This window comes from Leucothrix mucor DSM 2157 (assembly GCF_000419525.1).
Lineage (GTDB): Bacteria > Pseudomonadota > Gammaproteobacteria > Thiotrichales > Thiotrichaceae > Leucothrix > Leucothrix mucor.
Genome location: NZ_ATTE01000001.1, coordinates 4,671,076 through 4,690,634 on the forward strand (window position 1 = coordinate 4,671,076; position 19,559 = coordinate 4,690,634).

Below are 19,559 nucleotides of genomic sequence, written 5' to 3' on the forward strand. Positions count from 1 at the left end.
GATGAATGTATTACTAGTAGATGATGATGCGATTGATCGGGAGCATGTACGGCGAGAGCTGGCTAAATCCGATTCGCAAATGGTTGTCTACGAAGCCCAAAGTGCAGAAGCTGGCATAGAGCTGTTTGAGGCGCATAGCTTCGACATTATTCTGCTGGATTATTTCATGCCCAGACGGGATGGCATGGAGCTGCTGATTGAATTCAGAAGCAGTGCTAAAAGCTCGACGGCGGCGATTATTATCATGAGCCACTCTGAAAATGAGCAGTTGGCGATTGAGTGCATTCGCAATGGCGCTCAGGACTTCATGATAAAGCCGGAGATTACCGGCACACGTTTACACCGCGCGATTGTATATGCCCAAATCCGCTTTGAGCTTGAGCGCAAATTACTGACTGCTGATGAAGAAAAGAAATATCTGCAAAGTCGGGATGTACTAACAGGCTTGGCGAACCGCTATTCCTTTGATCAAACTCTAAGTAATTATCTGGAAGCTGATGTCGGTGCTGACTGGCGGCGCGGTGTGGCGCTAATCGATCTGGATAACTTCCGGTTGGTCAATGACTCCTTTGGACATACTGTGGGTGATGAGCTGCTTAAGCGAGTGGCAGGCATTATTCAACGCTGTGTGCCTGCGAATGCTTTTTTGTCTCGCTTAGGTGGCGATGAGTTTGCCTACCTATTTAAATACCAGAATAATATTGAGGAAGTCATTGCGGTTGTAAATAGCATTCTTAAAGCGTTAGAGAAGCCTGTTAAGCTGAGTCATGAAATGCAGCTACCGGTGAGTGCTAGCATTGGTATTGCAATTGATGGCATGGCTAATATGCACTCCGATGAGTTGTTAAGGCATGCTGAAATTGCGATGTATCGCTCTAAGAAACTGGGTCGTAACCGCTATTGCTTCTATCAGGAAGAGATGCAAACCCAAGCCGTGCGACGCATTAATATTGAAGCTGGATTACGTAAAGCGATTCGTGAAAACGAGTTCTTTTTAAATTATCAGCCGGTTTATGGTGACTCAGGCCGCTCTTTATGGGGCTTTGAGGCGTTAATTCGCTGGAAGTATGAAGGTGAGTTTGTGTCTCCGGATGAGTTTATTCTGGTGGCCGAAGAAACGCGCTTAATTATGCAGATTGGCGAATGGGTCATTCATCAGGCGCTTAGTACGATTGCGTATTGGAATGAGAAGTTAGGTCAGCAATTAAGAATTGCGATTAACTTGTCACCGGTGCAGCTTGAAAATGAGATGTTGGATCAGTTTGTTGCAGAAGCATTGGCGCAGCACGGTGTTGACCCGACGTTAGTAGAGTTTGAAATTACTGAAACCGCGTTATTAGAGCACTCTGTTGCAAACGTTGGAGTGATTGAGCGCTTGTCTGAGTTGGGTTGTCAGATTTCACTGGATGACTTTGGAACCGGCTATTCATCGATTATCAGCTTGCAGAAGATGCCGATTAGCGTGGTTAAAATTGATCGCTCTATTATTCCGGTTGATGCCAACGATGAGAATAATAAGCGACTGACAACCGCGCTAGTGGTGATGATTCATTACTTGGGGTTGGAGTCTGTTGCAGAGGGCGTTGAGACGGCTGAGCAGCATGCCTTTTGTGAGTCTTTATCCGTTGACCGGATACAAGGCTATTACCGCTCCAAGCCTCTGTTGCTAGACGATGAGGTCATGGAGCGGCTATTACAGTGTCAATCGACGCCGTATGTGTCTCGATAGTCCTGAATACGCTGTAGTAAGGTTGCGTCATCCGCAGTCTCTTCAATGTGCTGAATCACATCCTGCAAAGCGATAATGTGCAGCACGCTGATTCCATAGGCTTCTTCAACTTCTTGTACCGCTGATTTTTCTCCGGTGCCACGCTCCTGACGATCCAGAGAGATTGCAATACCGGCCAGTGTTGCGCCGTTAGCCGTTACCAAGTTAGCTGCTTCGCGGCAGGCCGTTCCGGCACTGATCACATCATCAACGATTAACACTCTGCCTTCCAGTGGCGCACCGACAATGGTTCCACCTTCGCCATGGTCTTTGGCTTCTTTGCGGTTGTAAGCGTAAGGGTAATCGCGGCCATGCTTTTCATAGAGAGTGGCGGCGACTGCAGAGACTAATGGAATGCCTTTGTAAGCAGGGCCAAACAGCATGTCGAATTCCACGCCTGAGTCGACAATGGCTTGAGCGTAGTAGTCGCCGAGGCGAGCCAGTGCTGAGCCGGTACGAAATAAACCGAAATTGAAAAAATAGGGGCTGAGTCGACCTGACTTAAGGGTGAATTCCCCAAAGCTCAATACGTTATTGTCGATGGCAAAGTTTAGGAATTCATTCTGATAGTCTTTCATGCGCATGGGTCCTTGTGGGCAAAGGGAGGCCGGATTATAACCAGCTCAGCCAACACAATAAAGCGTGATAAACAGTAAGTCATTTGCTAGGGGATTGATTTACAATGGTGCTATTGTATTGAGTGTTCATTACAAGTGATCGTTACTTAACCTGCAGGAATTAATCAAGAATGGCAACCAGCAAGAAATACAGTGTTCAAATTGTACAGGAAGAGAATTTTTGGACGGCTGATATTGTACGTAGAGTGAGTGCTCGCTCTAATATCGTTTCAAAAAGCCAGAGTGGTTTTGCATCAGAAGCAGAAGCTCAAGCTTGGGCAGATACTGAGCTTCAGGGCTTTATGACCAACCAAAGTGAGCGTAACAAGCGCCGCGCTAAAAAACGCGAAAGCTAACGTTAGGCGAGCTGCATAGCCTCTGAAGAGGGCGGCTCATGCATTTCGGTGGTTTGCTGTTGCATCCATTCATAGAATGACACCAGCGGCGGATAGCTTGAGCGGTGCTTTGGCCAGACCAAGTAATAACTTTCTTCAGATTGTGTGGAGTGTGGCCAAGCCGGTACTAAGCTGCCGCGCTCCAGTTCTTCCTGAATCAAAAACTCGGGCAGTAGCCCAATGCCAATACCTGACTTCGCCAGCTGCGTAATGGTCGAAAACTGATCCAGTAGCATGCTGGTGTGATTGCCATTAAAGCGGACGCTGTGCAGATTAAACCAGCGCGCCCAAGCCTCGGAACGACTGCTTAAGTGAAGCAGTGGAACCTGTAGCAAATCGGCTGGGGTTTCAAATTGCTGTGCTCGTTGCATGGTTGGTGAGCACACGGGAATCACATGTTCATCCATTAGAAATTTACAATGTGCACCAGGCCAGCGTTCCTTTCCGAAATGGATTGCTGCATCCAGCTTTTCTTGTTTGAAGTCGAATGGCTCCAGTTGGGTGACTAAATTCACGTGTATATCAGGATTATTCGCCAAAAAGCCCGGTAGCCTTGGGGCCAGCCAGCGCGAACCAAACATGGGTAGAATGCCTAAATTTAAGGTTCCACCACTGGGGTTTGAGTGAATGTTGCGCGAGGCAGTCGCGATTAACTCCAATGCTTCACGGACGTGGTGAGCATATTCTGCACCCGCATCGGTAAGCTGAATTTGCTGTCGTTCCCGCGTAAATAAACACACTTCCAGCTGTTCTTCCAGTGCTTTAATCTGTCGACTAATCGCACTTTGCGTCAGGTTTAACTCCTGAGCAGCCATCGTAAAGCTGCCACTACGAGCGGCGGCCTCGAAGGCTTGCAACAGGCTAATTGACGGAAGAAATCGGCGGGATAAATTCATTGGGTTATTTCCAGATGTCGACATCTTGGCCGCTTTCGCGGAGCGTGTCGGCACGTTGACTAAGGTATTTCTGAAAGCTGGGCTGTGTTTGATAAGCGCCGCTCAGTACATAGTCCAACGTGGACTGCGTGTGGAGCGTCTTGAATAAGGCTTCCATGCGGATGACTTCTTTCCCCTCGGGATCAAATAAGACAATAGACGGTGCGTAATTAATGTTTAGCGCATTCGCCCAGTCTTTGGCAGTCGTTGCCTTACCAGAGGGCGTAATCAGCGGAGTATTGGACCACATATCCAATTGTATCGCTTTAAATTTACTTATAATTTTTTGAGTCTGGTCGTCTTGTATGACGGTTTGATGAAGTGTATCACAGGCAGGGCAGTCCTTTTGTTCAAAAAATACGGCCAGCGGGCGTTTGGCACCGGTTGTTTGTGAGGACAGGTCGTAGGGCGCTGATTCGAAAAAGCCCTCTGAGTTGAGGCTACTTTTTGCAGCGTTCACGGGGTTGGCAGCAACGTATTCGCTATAGCTTTGGGAGGCTTCCTGTTTTCCTGTTACATAGTTAAGCGCCCGCTTAAATTCCGGTGGTGGCAGGTAGCCATTCAGGCGCAATACGATCTGCCCTTGCTCATTAAAAAATAGCATGGTTGGGGTATATTGGACTTTTAAGCCAGCGGCAAAGTCTCGCTCGGCATACGTTTCCCCTGCGACGCTGACCAATTCCCGCGAGCCCCACATATTCAGCGCCACGACATCTAATTTGTTTTGCATCTGCTGGCTAATATCTTGCTGCGCTAAATTGCGCTCGATCAGCAAATTACAGTAAGGGCAGCCATCTTGATAAAACAGGATAGCTAGCCGTTTACCCTCTGCGCTGGCTTCTGCGATGTCATCTTTAAACTCCAGAAAGCTTTCCTTAAACCAGCGGGGATATTCAGTATCTGTCGCGCCTAGGAAGCTACCAACACTAATGACAAACTGCTCGCTGGCAGCACCGGACTCCAAGTAGGCATTAAAGGCATCTTGTTTGCCGGGCGTGTGAATGCGTAGCGCAATCGGGCCATAGAGCTTGTCCCATTGCCAGCTTAGGGTTTTGGGGGGATCACTTAAGGTGGTAGTAAAGCGCACGATAGACTGCCGCGCTTTACTGGTATCGGTGTTATCAGGGATTTCGCTGCCGACCCAGCTCAGGGGCACAGCTTGATCATTCAACAGTAGCTTTACTTCCTTTAGGAAGGCTTCGGTAAATTGTTTGAATTCGGTTTCTAAGTCTGAGGCGGGAAGTTTGCGCAAGGCAGCATAGCGAGCGGCTTTGGCAAACTCCGCCGGGTTATGCTCCGGCCCAACGCCCGAGATGAGTGCTTCCAGGTTGGCGGTTAACTCAAGTGTCAGCGTGTTGTCTTCGTGGATTTCAAGAATGGCAATGGCCGGATTGGATTCGTGAGCCAGTGCTGCCTGCGAGCCAAAGAGCAGCAGACATGCCCATATAAGATGCAAGCAATGTTGCAGGATGTAAGAGTGGGGGCGCATACTGATCTCCATTAATTATGGTCTGAATGAGGTGATTCTACGTGTTCTTAAAGTATGTGCACAAACTACCGCTCGTTGCGCTAAGTTTTTTCATGTTGCAGTCCGTTGCTGCGCATGAGTTTTGGATTGAGCCAATTAACTTTGAGGTCGCTAAAGGCGACAATGTCCGCGCGCATATCAAAGTTGGGCAAATGATGGATGGGGAGACATATTCCTTCTTTCCGGGTAACTTTGAGCGTTTCGACATTACAGCAGGTGGAAAAACGCAGCCGGTCGCCAATCGTTTTGCGCAGTCGCCTGCGGTGGATCAGCCTACACAGTCTGGTTTGAATATTCTGACCTATCAGTCTAAAGCCTCTGTTCTGACTTATAGTGAGCGCGGTAAGTTCGAAAGTTTCCTGAAAAATGAGGGCCTTGAGTGGGTCATGCCAGAGCACAAGCGACGTGGCTTGCCGGAAGTTGGTTTTGTGGAGTTGTTTAAGCGCTTTGGCAAGTCATTAGTTAAAGTGGGTGATGGCGCTGGCCAAGATCAGGTCATGGGCATGCCGATTGAGTGGGTGGTTGAAACTAATCCGTATACGGATAAAGGCAATGCTGTCACTGCGCAGCTGTTGTATCAGGGAAAGCCATTTGCTAACTCGTATGTGGTTGTGTTTAACCAACTCAATGGAAAAGTGACGAAGGCCGGCTATCGCACCGATCAGAACGGTCGGGTGAGTATTCCAAAAGGGGCCGGCGGTGTGTTTTTGGTGAATGCCGTACAAATGATTCAGCCAACCGCTGCGCAGGCAAATGGCTCTGGCGCTGTTTGGATGAGTTTGTGGGCTTCCACGACTTATGAAATTAAACGCTAGTCACGAAAGAGTGACTTCAGTGGTATGAATTAAGGGGTAGAAGGCGTCATTTTTTAAGCGAGTTCGCTGGGTGCCTTGTTCACTACCCTTTATCATTTTTGGATTATCCTGAGCCTGTTGTTTTTGCCATACTTATCACCCTAATATATTAAATAAAGTATGTTAATAAAGGCAAGTATCTGTTTTTATTGATTATCCAAGGAGTGATAGATGCCCCCCGTTAAATTAATTCTTGCCACGTTGGTGCTTGCATTGAGTCCTTCTTTGAGCAAAGCAGAAACCCCGCGTGAATTATCTGAAGCTTTGTTTCTAGCCGCTCATCTTGGGCATATGCCATCCATTGTTGACTTGGTGCAACGTGGCGCAAACGTTAACTATATCAATCCAAGCCGTGAGACTCCGATGCATGCAGCAGCAGCTCGGGGACATTTAAATGTGATTCAGTTTTTGATTTCCCGAGGGGCTAATATGAATCCACGGACGGTGCAGAACTGGATTCCTTTACATCACGCCGTGCGATTTGGTCATGTTCCCGTTGTTCACTATCTGCTGAGTCGCCGTGCTCCAATCTATTCGCGTACCCGAGGTAATCAGACGGTGTTTGATATTGCGAAAAGCACGCGCAATCAGCAGATGATTAATTTGCTGGAACGCTATCGCCGTTAGTAGGCTTCGGATTGACGAAAGTCGTCAGGTTTGCTGGCGATTTCGTGCCTGAGTATAATGGTCTCGGAATATTTGCATCTATATCCGGCCTCTATCAAGAATGTTAAGCGAATAGACCACGTTCGGTGGTATGTTTGAATTTCATAAAAATAGACTGTTAGATCAGGAGTGAAATATGGGGCTAATCCAGGATATGGGTTTTTGGCAGTACGTTGGAACAGCGTTAGTTTTTACACACATTACAATTATCGCGGTGACTGTTTTCTTACACCGCGCTCAAGCACACGGATCCGTTGAACTCGGTCCAATACCATCCCACTTTTTTAGATTTTGGTTGTGGCTAACAACCGGAATTGTCACGCTTGAATGGGTTGCCATTCATCGCAAACACCATGCAAAGTGCGAAACTGAGGAAGACCCTCACAGCCCACAGGTCAAAGGCCTGAATCGGGTGCTTTGGGGAGGTTTAGGGCTGTATCGCGCTGAAGCCAGAAATCAGGAAACACTTGAAAAATACGGTCGTGGTACACCTAAAGACTGGCTAGAGAACAATGTTTATAAGAAATACCCAAGCGTTGGTATCTCTTTAATGATGGTGATTAACCTTGTCTTATTCGGTTGGGTTGGTGCAATTATTTGGGTCGTGCAGATGGCTTGGATACCTTTCTGGGCAGCTGGCGTGGTTAACGGTATTGCGCACTTCTGGGGATACCGGAACTGGAATACGCCGGATGCGGCCCGTAACATCTCACCAATTGGCATTATCATCGGCGGGGAAGAGCTGCATAACAATCATCATGCATTTGCTTCATCAGCAAGACTGTCGAACAAGTGGTATGAGTTTGATATGGGTTGGTTTTATATCCGCCTGATGGAAGTTTTGAAACTGGCTAAAGTGAAGAAAGTTGCACCACGCTTGCGGGTTGATCGCGATAAGTTAGCGGTTGATTTGGAAACCATGAGTGCCGTGTTGGGCAATCGCTTACAGGTGATGTCTAACTTTGGGAAGCAGGTGGTTAAGCCGGTGCTGAGAAAAGAGTTAGCGGTATTTGATAAGAAAGATCGCTCATTGATTCAGCGTATGTTGACTGGTGCGGCAGAGTTTGATGCGCATAATAAAGAGCGGCTGCAGACGTTGTTGGCAGATCACCCGGTGTTGCGCTCTGTGTTTGAGTCGCAACAGCAACTGCATGAGTTGTGGGGACGTACTACCTCAAATCAGCAGGCGAGATTGGAGTCTGTTCAGAAATGGATTCATGATGCTGAGCAGACGGGGATTCATGCCTTGGAAGAGTTTGCGCAGAAGTTGCGTGGTTACTCGATGGTGAGTTGATCGTTTGACTGGTTAGTAAAAAGCCTCGCCGGGTGATACTCGGTGAGGCTTAATTAGATGGTCCGCCTCACCTTAATCGCTATGATTAAGGTTGAGGTTAACTAAAGAGGCGAACCATCATGTCAATTAAAGTCATTGGAATCGATTTAGGCAAGTCCATTTTTCATCTGGTTGCACACGATCAGTTTGGAAAAATCGAATTTCGTAAAAAACTCTCCCGACAAAAGCTGAAAGAATTCCTCAGCAATCACCCGCTCACCACGATCGCATTTGAGGCCTGTGGCGGTGCTCACTGGCTTGGTCGTTACTGCCAGCAAGTTGGCCATCGCGTTAAACTGATTCCACCGCAGTATGTTCGTCCCTATGTGAAAGGCAATAAAAATGACTTCATTGATGCTGATGCAATCGCTGAAGCGTCTGGACGACCTTCGATGCGGTTTGTTGAGGTAAAGTCAGAGTCAGCCCAAGTCATTAATGCTATTCATCGTATTCGAAGTGCTTACATCAAAGAGCGAACAGCCTGTATGTCAAGGATAGGCGCGCTATTACTCGAGTTTGGGATGAGTTTGCCAAAAGGGCATGCTTCAATGAAGCGATTATTTGCGTGGTTGGCCACGCAACGTCAGTCACTGCCGCCTCTGCTAATGGATGAATTGCTCAGTATACATGAACACTACACGGGGCTCTGTACCCGCATTAGGCAACAAGATGACAAGTTGCTTCGCCTAGTCGCCGATCATCCGAATGGCCGTTTACTCAAGTCGATACCCAGTGTGGGCGATATGACCGCCAGCCAGTGTTTGGCGGACTTAGGCTCCGTTAAGCAGTTTAAAAATGGCCGCAACCTGGCCGCCTGGCTAGGGCTGGTGCCCCGTCAGCATTCGACGGGTGGCAAACACACCTTATTGGGCATCAGTAAGCGAGGGAATAAACACCTCAGAACGCTGTTTATTCATGGTGCGCGTGCCATTTTATCTAAGCCTGATAAGACAGGCGTTCCCTTTGGCGATTGGTTAATCCGGTTGCGAAAGGAAAAGCCCTTCAATGTTGCCTGTGTGGCATTAGCCAATAAGTTGGCGCGCATTGCGTGGGCGGTATTACATTATCAACAACCCTTTAACGCAGCCATGCTGCACTCCGAGTCTGCTTGAGCAAATAGGTGATGACACAAACGGTAAAACCACCGGATTAAAACCTGGCATAAAAAACAGCAGTCCATGCTTTGGGCTTTTTGAGGATAATCCGGCGCGGAACTCATTGTGGAGCGGGAATGCGAAGGCGTCCCAACAAGGACTCCGGATACATTAGCGCAGACCCACTCCCGTCATCAAAAATTGTTCTTGCAACAACGGGGCGGACCATACATTTTTATTGGGCGTAATTTGCAGGGTGTTAGCTGTGTATTAATTGGAATGGTTGGTATTGGCTCCACGGGGAATTAGTACGTAACCATTGGCTAGCGACCGTGTGATACAGCGAGCGGTAGTCTGATGTAAAGACGATATCACCTCTACTATCCAGTTGGTCCAGACGTGGTGCTGTACCATGGAAGCCGCCTCGGACTCGTCCACCCATTACAAAGTGAGCTGCTGCTGCGCCATGATCGGTACCACCACTCTTATTTTCTTCTGCTCTGCGGCCAAACTCTGAGTAAGTCATAATCATGACATTGTTCCATTGGCCCGATTGCTTCATGGACTGGCTAAATGCTGCTAAGCCTTGTGCGAGCTGACTAAGCAAGTTGTTGTGCTTATTAGCTTGGGCACGGTGAGTATCAAAGCCACTCAATTCAACTTTATAAATACTGGCACCTAATCCGTTATTGATTAGCTGTGCAGCTTCTTCTAGTTGTTTACTAAATTTACCTTTGGGGAAAGTGGCCGTTGTCTTATTGGTGTGTTTAAGGGTGTCAATAACTGTACGAGCATTCTGGTGTACGTTGTTTTGTACATCAAGTACTCGGGCGAGCGCAGAGTTATTCGTTTGGGAACGAACCTCCTTAAGGCGGCGAGTCAGTGCAGCAAAAGACTTAGAGTCTTCCATCACCATTTTGTTAAAGCTATCACCAGCTAATGGGCCTTCATCGCTTCCAACAACCACACCTTGGAGTTGACCCGTTTTCTGTGGATAGAGTTTTGCAATCCAGCCTTCAGTGTTGTATTCATCAGAATCGCTCGCAGTTTCCCAAATTTCTATAGAGCGGAAGTGAGAGCGATTAGGGTTTGCATATCCTAGTCCGTGTATCCAGGCTAAATGCCCAGCCTGCCATTCTGGTAAAAGTGGCTTTAGGGCGCTGTGCATAGCGAAACCTTCGCCAATAGGGAGGCTATTTTGAGCCTTGATTGCAAGCTTTGGTCTTAGTTTAAAGTAGCTCGGGTCTTGTACAGGGATTAGTGTATTCAGTGCATCGTTGGCACCCTTCAACTCAACCAATAGTAAAATAGGAGCCGATTTGTTTGTGGCGAAAATCGATGGCGCCAGCCCCAGTGTTGGGAGCAGTGCGGATAATTGGATAAATTCTCTGCGGTTCATGGCAATGTTCCTTATTTTAATTGGTAGGCCGGATCAAGGAGGAGGGATTCTAAGTAGCGTTCAGGTTCGCTGATTTGGGTAGGCGTTACCGGTGCTATTGGTAACAACCAAACTGCCCACTGAGCTTGTGGTAAGTTAGGTAGCTCCTCCATATTCATCGCGGGCATGCTCTGTTTTTTGGCTTTCATCATTGAGCTTTGCATCGATGGCTTTTGATTGTTATCGCCACGCATTAACTTTCTCAGAAACTGTTGGCGCCTAGGTAGGGTAACATCATTCACCCAAGCCTCCCCTCCAGGCCAGCCTTTGACATTTGGTGGTGTGTACAGGTCCTGTCCTAATTGATTAAACTGTACTGAAAGAGCACGAAGTGGAAGGTTATTATCTTCTAAATCCATTGCTCGCAACGTGCCAATAATAAGGTCCAAAGGTGACTTGATTAAAGAAGCGCGGTTGCGTTGATCCCAAAAAGCAGGACTAGTGAGGACCGTGCGAATCAATACTTCGATATTGTAGTTGCTTTGTCTGAATTTATTTCCCCAGTCTCTAATGATGTTAGGGGCTGGCTGCTCAAGACTAATAAATTCATACCAGAACTTTTCAGCAATAAATTCCGCGGTTCTTGGATGTTTGAGAAGAATGTCTAAAATATCATTCGCGGTGAACCGACCGGTTTTACTCAGGAATGTTTTAACAGAAGTATCATGGCGTCTTGGACGGAAGACCCCTTGCTTGCTATTTTTATCGATACCCCAGCCAGTAAGTGCTTTTGCAGACTCGCGGATATCTTGCTCATCGTAATGTCCCTCACCTAATGTAAAAAGTTCAAGAAGCTCTCTGGCAAAGTTTTCATTTGGTTTACCTTTGACATTCGAAATGCCGTCCAAGTAAATTAGCATCATCGGGTTGAAGGTCATAGCTTTCAGTAACTCGCCAAAATTTCCCATGGCATGCTTGCGAATTACCAGATCTTGGTCTAGCATCATATTTAAGGTGCGTCGGGACCTGAGGTGAGAGCTTGTGAAATGATTATGCCAAAACCAGGTCATTCTTTCTTGAAGTGCATTGGGGTTTTCTAAAGCCTGCGTAATCCCCCACTGTTTTAGACGTTGCGAGTCTTGTCTGAAAGACTTATTCAGCTTATCCCTATTTTTTGATTTTCTCAGAGCCTGCATTTCACTTAGGTTATGAAGCTTCGGTGGTTGAACTAAATAGGTACGCTTGAGCTTGAGAAGTTCCTCTATAGCCTGATTGCTAGTCATCTGAGCAAACCTAAAAATCTTTTCTAACTCCGGCCCATACCCCGACCTCACAACCAAGTGCTTACTCTGCTCAAAGCTCAATACAGCCATAGTCTACCCCTACTTATTTAAATTATATTAGGAACCTAAGTTCACTTTTTCTACATGTACTTAGTATAGTGGATTCCAAAATTGGTTCTATTATGAAATAGTAATCATTCAGCCCATTACTATTAAATTCCTCATATATTGCCATAAAAAATATTAGACCAATTCTGCTTTTACATATACATTGAAAGGCTCTAATAATTTGATTTCATTCACTTAGGAATTTGACTCCGAATGGCGCACCGACTCCCCAACCTCAACTTACTTCGCGCTTTTGAGGCGGCAGCCAGGCATCGCAGTTTTACAACTGCTGCTGAAGAGCTTTCGCTAACTCCCGCTGCAATCAGCCAGCAAGTGCGTGCACTTGAAAATAATCTGGGTTTTTTATTATTTGAACGGCTACCTAGAGGCGTCGCGCTCACTCATATGGGAGCGGCCTATCTGCCACCAATCCGTCAGGCTTTTGATGATATTTCTGCCTCGACAGCTGGCTTATTTGGCCTCAAGGGCGAGAGTTCCGTCAAAATACGTGCACCCATTTCCTTTTCGATGCTGAATTTAACACCACGTCTGGCACGCTTTAATCAAGAGTATCCTGATATCGAAGTGCGCTTAGGCTCCTCATTATGGGCAGATGAAGTTGAAGCCGAGAGTTACGATCTGGACATTCGATTTGGTGATGGCAATTGGTCGGGCTTTCATGCGGATTTGCTAGTCAATGAGGGCTGCGTGCCAGTTTGCTCCCCAACCTTAGATCCGATGCCGGATGACTTAGCGAGTATGGCCAAAGGTAAGCTGATTTCAGTGATGGGTAGTGAAGGCGCTTGGCTGAGTGCCATGAATATCAGTGGGTTTGATGAAACCTTCCAAAAGCGGGTGTTTAGAGCTGATACCTATTTAGTGGGTGCTGAGTTAGCAGCTGCCGGTGGTGGATCTCTATTTCTATTGAAAAGTTTGGCAGAAAGCTACCTGAGCCAAGGTCGTTTAATCACGCCGGTAGATTTTGAACTACCGGTTACAAACTCGCACTACCTACTGCGCAAAGAAGATCACCGGCGTACGAAGCCGGAGATCACTATTTTGCAGCAGTGGCTAATCAACGATTATCAGGCAATGGCTACGCTGTAAAGCTGAAGCCTGAATCCGTTAATGTAATGGCTTGCCCGAGGCGAATCGATTCTTGGGCAGCCATTCCAATAACCACCGCGCGTAAACCATCCTCAACACTCACCTCGACAGGCTCTCCCTCAGTGACTGACTTATAAAATCCTGCATGCTGATAATACGTTGAACCATTATGGTCACCCGCTTCCAAAAGATCAGGATTAACCGGAATTTCCGATTCAATCGGGCCTTTTGGATCTCTTGGACTAAGTGTGACCTTAGAAATTGGCGCAGCACCTAAAGTGTCTACTGGCCAGAAGCGTCCTGGTCCCGGTAGTTCACATTCCAATTTAGCCTTAGGGCCAATCGCCGTAATACGCTCTTGGTAACGAGAGCCTTCCGCAAACATGGATAGCTCTAGCATGGCGCGTTTACCAGAGGCAAAGTCCACGATCACAAAGGCATTATCAAGGATATCAGGCTGCTCCCCGTTATAGCGCTCATCGCGATGATTTTGATCGGCGGCGCCCGATGCCATAACACGCACGGCTTCATCTTGCGTCATTAAGCGCATTAGGTCGAAAAAGTGACAGCATTTCTCAACCAGCGTACCGCCTGAATTGCGATTAAAGCGGTTCCAGTCACCAACCTTTGGCAAGAATGGGAATCGGTGCTCGCAAATTGTCATCATTTGCAGTGGTCCAATATCACCATCGCGCACTTGCTTCACCAGCTGCGTAATGGCTGGCATATAGCGGTATTCCATAGCTACCCAAACCGGTGCCGGATGCGCCGCTGCTGCTTCACGAATTGCTGCAACATCTTCCAGTCGGGTACAAATTGGCTTCTCAACTAAAATAGGAAGCTTGGTTTGTGCGAATACGGTCAGTAGTTGTTCTGCATGCTGATAGTTAGGGCTGACAATGAGCAGGGCATCAAAGTCATCAACCGACAACAGCTCCTCTAAGTTATTGCAAAAACGGGCATTCGGAGCCAATAACTGATTGTCCGCTTGCATCCCCGCATCAGGGTCAGCAATGGCGGTCACGCTAGCGCTGTCAATCAGGGCAATATTGCGAATGTGTTCTTTGCCCATCATGCCGCAGCCTAAAATGCCATAACGTAATGTCTTGCTCATTGGTGTGATATCTCTTGCTTGGTTTAAATAGTAATTAGTTGGTTTGGTTTAAGACCAGCGCGCCACATAGCGACAAACCGCAGGATCAAACCAGGTATTGGAGAACTCTTCAATCTGGCCATTATTAGCCCAGCTACGTCGAGCCGCCCAGCCGCAAACAGAATCATGCGGGAGTTTTAGGTTGTCACAAGCCCAGGCGGGCGCGGCTTGGCAGCTGACCTCATCAGAAACGTGTGTAATCCAGAAGTTAAATGCGGTGCGGTAATGCATGTACAACGATTCATGCATGCCCTCGGGTGTCAGGTCATCAGCGTGACGACCATCAATCCAAATTTCTTCACTGGCGATTGGCTCACGACTTAAAAAGCGTAAACGTCGAATACGCCACAGCGTACGATCAACATCACCGTGCCCAAATATCCTTGCAATTTCAGGGCTTTTTATAGGCTCTACCGATAGGGTTTTAGCGGTTGGCAGGCCTCCACCTTTGAGTAGCTCCAAACGGAAAAACTGATAGATCGCACCGCCCTCGGGGGGCTTGGTGACATAGGTTCCGGAGCCTTGTCGACGCTCCAGTAAGCCATCGCTTTCAAGTTTAGATAAAGCTTTACGCAGGGTGCCGACCGCGACGCCAAGGTCTTGAGCTAATTGGGATTCGGTAGGCAGGCGCTCGCCTGTTAGCCAGTGTCCGGCAGCAATCTCACGCTGCAATAACTCACTGATTTGCAGATAGAGGGGCAGTCGGGTTTGGGAGTCATTGAGTGCCATGCCACGGTACCAAATTTTGAAAACGAATGCTTATCATGCCTTAGTGTGTTAACAATTCCTATATCATTGATTTATTTTTTCTTGCATATTCATCTACGATTGATTTACTGTATTTCCTAGTCGATATGCACCATCCCTGAGGAGAGAATCAATGAGTGTTGTGCCAATTTATAGTGAAGATATGCAAGCCGCTGAAGTGTCGTGGTTTGCGCCCTTATGCAGCGATGACTTCCGCTTACTCGGCGTTCCGGAAGGCGATTTACGCTCTAGCTGGGAAAATACTCGCGATATCGCACTCACGGCGGACCGTTTAGGTTTCCGCAATATTCTCTGCCCATCCTCCTATCAAGTTGGCCAAGACACGCTAACATTTGCTTCAGCTATGGCTCCTCTGACCTCGCAGATTAATTTGCTGGCAGCGATTCGTTGCGGCGAAGTACACCCTGCAATGTTGGCTAGAACCGTGGCGACTCTTGATCATATTCTTAAAGGTCGTTTAACGCTGAATGTTATTTCCTCTAACTTTCCGGGTGAAGATGCGCCAAGCAAATACCGCTATCAGCGTTCCCGCGAAGTGGTTGAGATTTTGCGCCAAGCCTGGACGCAGGATGAGATTAATTACGAAGGTGAGATCTACAACCTGAAAGGCCTGAACACCGATCCGGTTAGACCGTACCAACAAAATGGCGGCCCGTTGTTGTACTTCGGTGGTTACTCGCCCGATGCGCTAGAGCTTTGCGGTCAGTTCTGTGATGTCTACCTTATGTGGCCTGAAAACGAAGAAAATCTCAAGCAGCGCATGAAAGATGTCGCCGCTGTCGCAACACGCCATAATCGGGTATTGGATTACGGCTTGCGTGTGCATATGATTGTGCGTGACACTGAGGCTGAAGCCCGTGAATATGCCGATCACTTGGTGTCTCAGTTGGATGATGATCAGGGTACAGCCATTCGTGACCGTGCTTTGGATGCGAAAAGCTTGGGCGTCTCGCTTCAGTCTGAACAGCGTAAAACAGCGGACCAGTCTGGTTACTCAGAGCCACATTTGTGGACAGGCGTCGGTCGTGCACGTTCTGGCTGTGGAGCTGCTCTGGTCGGTAGTGTTGATCAGGTGCTTAGCAAAATCGAACGGTATCAAAAAATGGGAATCCGGGCGTTTATTTTCTCGGGCTACCCGCACCAGCAAGAGTGCGAAATATTTGGCAGCAAAGTACTGCCTCAACTAAAAACATGCTCGTTGCCAGAGGTGTATGGCCGTATTCCTGCGTCCACACCCGCAACCCCACTTGGAATTGGAGAACGTAAATAATGGAAATGGTCCAGCTTAATGCCTCACTGCCCGCATTTAGTCGTTTAATCTATGGCGCGTGGCGCTTGGCTGATGATGAAAATCAAACCACTTCACATGTACGGGCGAAGATTGATGCCTGTCTGGAGCAGGGGATTACCACTTTTGACCATGCTGATATCTACGGTGAATACGCTTGTGAAAAGCTGTTCGGTCAGGCGATGGCAGAAGATTCCTCGCTGCGTGATCAGATCCAACTGATCAGCAAATGTGACATTGCGATACCGACGTCAAAGTACCCTGAGCGCCGCGTGAAGTATTATGACACCAGCCCTGAATACATCCGCATGTCGGTTGAAAACACCCTGCGTAACTTACACACCGACTCGCTGGATTTATTGCTGATTCACCGTCCTGATCCTTTTATGGATGCCAATGCCACAGGTGCAACGCTGGATGCTTTGATTAAAGAAGGCAAGATTAAAGCGGCCGGTGTATCTAATTTCAAATCTTGGGATTGGGAATTGCTGCAAAGCCAAATGGAAAACAATCTGGTGACCAATCAGATCGAAATCAGCCTGATGGCGCGTGATGCTTTCACGGATGGTTCACTGGCACATTTGCAGATGATGAATTTGAATGCGATGGCTTGGTCTCCGTTGGCCGGTGGTCGCTTATTTGGTGATGACCCAGTCGCACAGCGCGTTATGCCAGTTTTGCAGCGCATTGGCGATGAGCAAGGTGTTGCAGTTGATGCAGTGGCCGTAGCATGGCTATTAGCGCATCCGGGTAAGATCCTACCAATCGTTGGTACCAATAATCTGGCGCGCATCAAAACGTTATCAGACTCCATGAAAGTCGAAATTGATCGCCAAACATGGTTTGAATTATTGACCGCTGCAGCGGGTGAGGAGGTTGCATGAGTCGCGAATTACGGGACGCCCTCGGGTGTTTTGCAACGGGGGTGGCGATTGTCACCACCCGTTTTCAGGGTAAGGACATTGGAATGACCTGTTCCTCGTTTAACTCGGTTTCTCTGGAGCCAGCAATGGCGCTGTGGAATATTCAGAAAACCTCAAATTGCCGGGAGGCATTTCACCAAAGTGCCGGTTATACTGTGAGCGTGCTGGCGGCGGATCAAGGTGATGTGGCCATGAGCTTTACGCGTGGGCCTCAATCTGAGCGCTTTGCAGGGTTAGAGGTTGAGCGTGCACCCAGTGGCAGAATGCTGATTCCCGGTTGTGTAGCATGGTTTGACTGCGACTTGCATCAAGTCATCGAAGCGGGCGATCACGATATTCTGCTCTCTAATATCCGCGATTTCAGCTGGAACATTGGCAGTGGCTTAATTTTTGAACGCAGCCGCTTTGGAAGTGTTCAATTATCAGCAGTGGCTTAGTCTCTGATCGGTAGCATTATCGAATAGGGCTGAGGAGGAAAATCATGTTACTACGGTCGTTCATACGATGAAGTCTTTACGCAAACTATTGAACGGGCTTGAGCTGTTCAACGATTATATGTTGGCAGCTGGCCGGTCTATTGCTTGGGTACTCGTTGCCCTAATGGTGGCCAGCATTTTGCTGCAGGTGTTCTTCCGTTACGTACTCAACGATGCCTTGCCTTGGCCTGAGGAAGTGGCGCGTGCCTTAATGATTTGGATGATGGGGTTGGTTGCCGCCTCCGGTTATCGCTGGGGCGCCTTCGTAGCCATTGATATGCTCAGCGAAATGCTGCCATCCATCATTCGGCAAATCCTGAAGCTGTTACTGCTGACTTTAGCCATGGTCGTTCTGGCCGAATTATTCTATCTAGCCATTGAGTTTTTCCAGCGCGGATTCAGAACCCGTGCAGCCTCTTTCCAGCTTTCCCGAGCTTGGATTTATCTGGCGATGCCGGTCTGCTTCGGCTCAATGCTGATGGTGAATATCGAGATGCTACTGCGTGAAATTGGCCGCACTTTCGGCGACCCTGAAAATTTCCCTGAGCCTAAAAGCCCTTCAATCTCTACTGCCGAGTAGGTCTGACTATGTTGATTTTGTTTTTACCGGTTTTTCTGGTGTTGTTATTGTTGGGTATGCCGGTGTTCTTCGCGATGCTGACTGGCCCGGGAATCATGCTGTATGTTGAAGGCATGGATCGCGATATCCCTTTGCTGTTCCGCAATATTTACAACGGTATCGACTCCTTTCCGTTGATGGCGATTCCATTTTTTATGCTGGCTGGCGAACTGATGAATCAGGGCGGCATCACCATGCGTTTGGTGGCGTTCTCACAGTCCTTAATTGGGCATGTGCGTGGTGGTTTGGCGCATGTAAATATCTTATCCAGTATGCTGTTTGCCGGTTTGTCTGGCTCTGCGGTAGCCGATACTTCTGCGCTAGGTTCCATGCTGATTCCAGCGATGGTGAAGAACGGTTATACGCGTAAATTCTCTGCCGCGATTACCGCTGCATCCTCCGTCATTGGCCCAATCATTCCGCCATCGGGCATTATGATTATTTATGCCTACACCATGGAAGTTTCTGTGGCGGCATTGTTTGCGGCGGGTGTGATTCCGGGGATTTTGGTTGGCTTAGGTCTAATGGGTATGACTGCGCTGCTGGCGAAAAAGCATAACTTCCCAGTGGCTGGAAAGAAGTCTACCTTACGCGAAAAAGGCGTGGCAACCCGCCAAGCAATTTTGCCATTACTAACACCCGTAATTATTCTGGGTGGTATTTTAGCGGGTATCTTTACCCCGACTGAGGCGGCTGCCGTAGCGGTTGGTTATGCCTTATTCCTGAGTTTGTTTGTACTTAAAAGTGTGCGCTTTAGTGACTTGCCGGGCATCTTTACCCGTAGTGCGATTTCATCTTCCGCAGTGTTGTTGCTGGTGGGTGCGGCGATTGCTTTTAAAACGGTCGTTAGTTTGTCGCATGCCGCTGAGTCAATGGCGAGCTGGACTTTGTCGCTGAGTGACAATGCGCTAATCCTATTATTCCTAATCAATATTTTGTTGTTTATCGTGGGTATGTTCTTGGATGCGGGTCCTGCGATCATTATTTTGGGCCCGATTTTGGCACCGATCTTTATCTCGTTGGGTGTTGATCCGGTTCACTTCGCGACCATTATGAGTGTGAATTTAACCGTTGGTTTGGCCACGCCGCCGATGGGGCTGGTGCTGTTTGTCGCCTCCAGTGTATCCGGCGAAAAGGTGCATACAATCGCCCGTGCGATTCTGCCATTCTTATTTGTTGAGATTCTGGTAATCTTCATGATTACTTTTATCCCGGCGATTTCTATGACGATCCCACGATTGTTGGGATTGGCGTAAAAAAGTTGTA

The 19,559-nt window shown here is 47.9% G+C and carries 19 protein-coding genes; 12 read left to right on the forward strand and 7 right to left on the reverse strand.

What is annotated here, in order from left to right; genetic code table 11:
- Position 1 precedes the first annotated feature (1 nt).
- On the forward strand, positions 2-1,729 hold the full coding sequence (locus LEUMU_RS0121370) for a putative bifunctional diguanylate cyclase/phosphodiesterase (RefSeq protein ID WP_022954350.1): 1,728 nt from the start codon (positions 2-4) through the stop codon (positions 1,727-1,729).
- Here LEUMU_RS0121370 and pyrE read toward each other — a convergent pair.
- Positions 1,702-2,346: an orotate phosphoribosyltransferase gene (pyrE, locus tag LEUMU_RS0121375; protein ID WP_022954351.1), complete on the reverse strand. Its 645-nt coding sequence runs from the start codon at positions 2,344-2,346 to the stop codon at positions 1,702-1,704. The two genes, LEUMU_RS0121370 and pyrE, sit on opposite strands and share 28 nt — an antisense overlap.
- 170 nt (positions 2,347-2,516) lie before the next feature.
- On the opposite strand from pyrE, the gene LEUMU_RS0121380 reads away from it, so the two are divergent.
- The gene (locus LEUMU_RS0121380; RefSeq protein ID WP_026745012.1) at positions 2,517-2,741 is read left to right on the forward strand and encodes a DUF3622 domain-containing protein; all 225 of its coding nucleotides are present in this window, start codon (positions 2,517-2,519) and stop codon (positions 2,739-2,741) included.
- A gap of 2 nt (positions 2,742-2,743) precedes the next feature.
- On the opposite strand, the gene LEUMU_RS0121385 is transcribed toward LEUMU_RS0121380, so the two are convergent.
- Both LEUMU_RS0121385 and LEUMU_RS0121390 read right to left on the reverse strand, forming a co-directional pair.
- Positions 2,744-3,676 (reverse strand): LysR family transcriptional regulator, encoded by a 933-nt coding sequence (locus LEUMU_RS0121385; RefSeq protein ID WP_026745013.1) that lies wholly within the window; start codon positions 3,674-3,676, stop codon positions 2,744-2,746.
- A gap of 4 nt (positions 3,677-3,680) precedes the next feature.
- Positions 3,681-5,204 (reverse strand): thioredoxin family protein, encoded by a 1,524-nt coding sequence (locus tag LEUMU_RS0121390; RefSeq protein ID WP_022954352.1) that lies wholly within the window; start codon positions 5,202-5,204, stop codon positions 3,681-3,683.
- A 41-nt stretch (positions 5,205-5,245) separates the two neighbouring features.
- Between LEUMU_RS0121390 and LEUMU_RS0121395 the strand changes: the two genes are divergently transcribed.
- The 4 genes from LEUMU_RS0121395 (at position 5,246) to LEUMU_RS0121410 (ending at position 9,208) form a co-directional block, all read left to right on the forward strand.
- Positions 5,246-6,058, forward strand: a complete 813-nt coding sequence (locus tag LEUMU_RS0121395; protein WP_022954353.1) for a DUF4198 domain-containing protein — start codon at positions 5,246-5,248, stop codon at positions 6,056-6,058.
- Positions 6,059-6,268: 210 nt separating this feature from the next.
- Positions 6,269-6,724, forward strand: a complete 456-nt coding sequence (locus LEUMU_RS0121400; protein ID WP_022954354.1) for an ankyrin repeat domain-containing protein — start codon at positions 6,269-6,271, stop codon at positions 6,722-6,724.
- Between the two features lie 175 nt (positions 6,725-6,899).
- Positions 6,900-8,057, forward strand: coding sequence for a DesA family fatty acid desaturase (locus LEUMU_RS0121405; RefSeq protein WP_022954355.1), 1,158 nt, complete (start codon positions 6,900-6,902; stop codon positions 8,055-8,057).
- A 116-nt stretch (positions 8,058-8,173) separates the two neighbouring features.
- On the forward strand, positions 8,174-9,208 hold the full coding sequence (locus LEUMU_RS0121410; RefSeq protein WP_026745016.1) for an IS110 family RNA-guided transposase: 1,035 nt from the start codon (positions 8,174-8,176) through the stop codon (positions 9,206-9,208).
- A 241-nt stretch (positions 9,209-9,449) separates the two neighbouring features.
- Here the strand turns inward: LEUMU_RS0121410 and LEUMU_RS0121415 are convergent, their stop codons facing one another.
- Together LEUMU_RS0121415 and LEUMU_RS0121420 are read right to left on the reverse strand one after the other, a co-directional pair.
- Positions 9,450-10,589, reverse strand: coding sequence for a DUF1501 domain-containing protein (locus tag LEUMU_RS0121415; RefSeq protein ID WP_022954357.1), 1,140 nt, complete (start codon positions 10,587-10,589; stop codon positions 9,450-9,452).
- 11 nt (positions 10,590-10,600) lie between these two features.
- A complete protein-coding gene (locus tag LEUMU_RS0121420; RefSeq protein ID WP_022954358.1) occupies positions 10,601-11,941 on the reverse strand; it encodes a DUF1800 domain-containing protein in 1,341 nt (446 codons plus the stop codon).
- A gap of 231 nt (positions 11,942-12,172) precedes the next feature.
- On the opposite strand from LEUMU_RS0121420, the gene LEUMU_RS0121425 reads away from it, so the two are divergent.
- Positions 12,173-13,066 (forward strand): LysR family transcriptional regulator, encoded by an 894-nt coding sequence (locus LEUMU_RS0121425; RefSeq protein WP_022954359.1) that lies wholly within the window; start codon positions 12,173-12,175, stop codon positions 13,064-13,066.
- Here the strand turns inward: LEUMU_RS0121425 and LEUMU_RS0121430 are convergent.
- Together LEUMU_RS0121430 and LEUMU_RS0121435 are read right to left on the reverse strand one after the other, a co-directional pair.
- Positions 13,056-14,180 (reverse strand): Gfo/Idh/MocA family protein, encoded by a 1,125-nt coding sequence (locus LEUMU_RS0121430; RefSeq protein ID WP_022954360.1) that lies wholly within the window; start codon positions 14,178-14,180, stop codon positions 13,056-13,058. The genes LEUMU_RS0121425 and LEUMU_RS0121430 overlap by 11 nt on opposite strands.
- Positions 14,181-14,228: 48 nt before the next feature.
- Positions 14,229-14,948, reverse strand: a complete 720-nt coding sequence (locus LEUMU_RS0121435) for a GntR family transcriptional regulator (protein WP_022954361.1) — start codon at positions 14,946-14,948, stop codon at positions 14,229-14,231.
- A gap of 151 nt (positions 14,949-15,099) precedes the next feature.
- Here LEUMU_RS0121435 and LEUMU_RS0121440 point away from each other — a divergent pair, with 151 nt between their 5' ends.
- From LEUMU_RS0121440 to LEUMU_RS0121460, 5 genes are all read left to right on the forward strand, one after another.
- Entirely contained in the window at positions 15,100-16,257 is a 1,158-nt protein-coding gene (locus LEUMU_RS0121440) for an LLM class flavin-dependent oxidoreductase (protein ID WP_022954362.1), read from the forward strand.
- Positions 16,257-17,159, forward strand: a complete 903-nt coding sequence (locus LEUMU_RS0121445; protein ID WP_022954363.1) for an aldo/keto reductase — start codon at positions 16,257-16,259, stop codon at positions 17,157-17,159. The genes LEUMU_RS0121440 and LEUMU_RS0121445 overlap by 1 nt, the downstream gene beginning before the upstream one ends.
- A complete protein-coding gene (locus tag LEUMU_RS0121450) occupies positions 17,156-17,635 on the forward strand; it encodes a flavin reductase family protein (protein WP_022954364.1) in 480 nt (159 codons plus the stop codon). The genes LEUMU_RS0121445 and LEUMU_RS0121450 overlap by 4 nt, the downstream gene beginning before the upstream one ends.
- 67 nt (positions 17,636-17,702) lie before the next feature.
- Positions 17,703-18,254, forward strand: a complete 552-nt coding sequence (locus LEUMU_RS0121455) for a TRAP transporter small permease (RefSeq protein ID WP_022954365.1) — start codon at positions 17,703-17,705, stop codon at positions 18,252-18,254.
- An 8-nt stretch (positions 18,255-18,262) separates the two neighbouring features.
- The gene (locus LEUMU_RS0121460) at positions 18,263-19,549 is read left to right on the forward strand and encodes a TRAP transporter large permease (RefSeq protein ID WP_022954366.1); all 1,287 of its coding nucleotides are present in this window, start codon (positions 18,263-18,265) and stop codon (positions 19,547-19,549) included.
- The last annotated feature ends 10 nt before the right edge of the window (positions 19,550-19,559 follow it).

Bases quoted from the DNA above. Each gene is read 5' to 3' on its own strand.
- LEUMU_RS0121420 (WP_022954358.1), bottom strand. From the start codon at position 11,941: ATGGCTGTATTGAGCTTTGAGCAGAGTAAGCACTTGGTTGTGAGGTCG.
- LEUMU_RS0121385 (WP_026745013.1), bottom strand. From the start codon at position 3,676: ATGAATTTATCCCGCCGATTTCTTCCGTCAATTAGCCTGTTGCAAGCC.
- LEUMU_RS0121390 (WP_022954352.1), bottom strand. From the start codon at position 5,204: ATGCGCCCCCACTCTTACATCCTGCAACATTGCTTGCATCTTATATGG.
- LEUMU_RS0121425 (WP_022954359.1), top strand. From the start codon at position 12,173: ATGGCGCACCGACTCCCCAACCTCAACTTACTTCGCGCTTTTGAGGCG.
- LEUMU_RS0121430 (WP_022954360.1), bottom strand. From the start codon at position 14,180: ATGAGCAAGACATTACGTTATGGCATTTTAGGCTGCGGCATGATGGGC.
- LEUMU_RS0121440 (WP_022954362.1), top strand. From the start codon at position 15,100: ATGAGTGTTGTGCCAATTTATAGTGAAGATATGCAAGCCGCTGAAGTG.
- LEUMU_RS0121380 (WP_026745012.1), top strand. From the start codon at position 2,517: ATGGCAACCAGCAAGAAATACAGTGTTCAAATTGTACAGGAAGAGAAT.
- LEUMU_RS0121455 (WP_022954365.1), top strand. From the start codon at position 17,703: ATGAAGTCTTTACGCAAACTATTGAACGGGCTTGAGCTGTTCAACGAT.
- LEUMU_RS0121415 (WP_022954357.1), bottom strand. From the start codon at position 10,589: ATGAACCGCAGAGAATTTATCCAATTATCCGCACTGCTCCCAACACTG.
- LEUMU_RS0121445 (WP_022954363.1), top strand. From the start codon at position 16,257: ATGGAAATGGTCCAGCTTAATGCCTCACTGCCCGCATTTAGTCGTTTA.
- LEUMU_RS0121435 (WP_022954361.1), bottom strand. From the start codon at position 14,948: ATGGCACTCAATGACTCCCAAACCCGACTGCCCCTCTATCTGCAAATC.
- LEUMU_RS0121370 (WP_022954350.1), top strand. From the start codon at position 2: ATGAATGTATTACTAGTAGATGATGATGCGATTGATCGGGAGCATGTA.
- LEUMU_RS0121405 (WP_022954355.1), top strand. From the start codon at position 6,900: ATGGGGCTAATCCAGGATATGGGTTTTTGGCAGTACGTTGGAACAGCG.
- LEUMU_RS0121460 (WP_022954366.1), top strand. From the start codon at position 18,263: ATGTTGATTTTGTTTTTACCGGTTTTTCTGGTGTTGTTATTGTTGGGT.
- LEUMU_RS0121400 (WP_022954354.1), top strand. From the start codon at position 6,269: ATGCCCCCCGTTAAATTAATTCTTGCCACGTTGGTGCTTGCATTGAGT.
- LEUMU_RS0121450 (WP_022954364.1), top strand. From the start codon at position 17,156: ATGAGTCGCGAATTACGGGACGCCCTCGGGTGTTTTGCAACGGGGGTG.
- pyrE (WP_022954351.1), bottom strand. From the start codon at position 2,346: ATGAAAGACTATCAGAATGAATTCCTAAACTTTGCCATCGACAATAAC.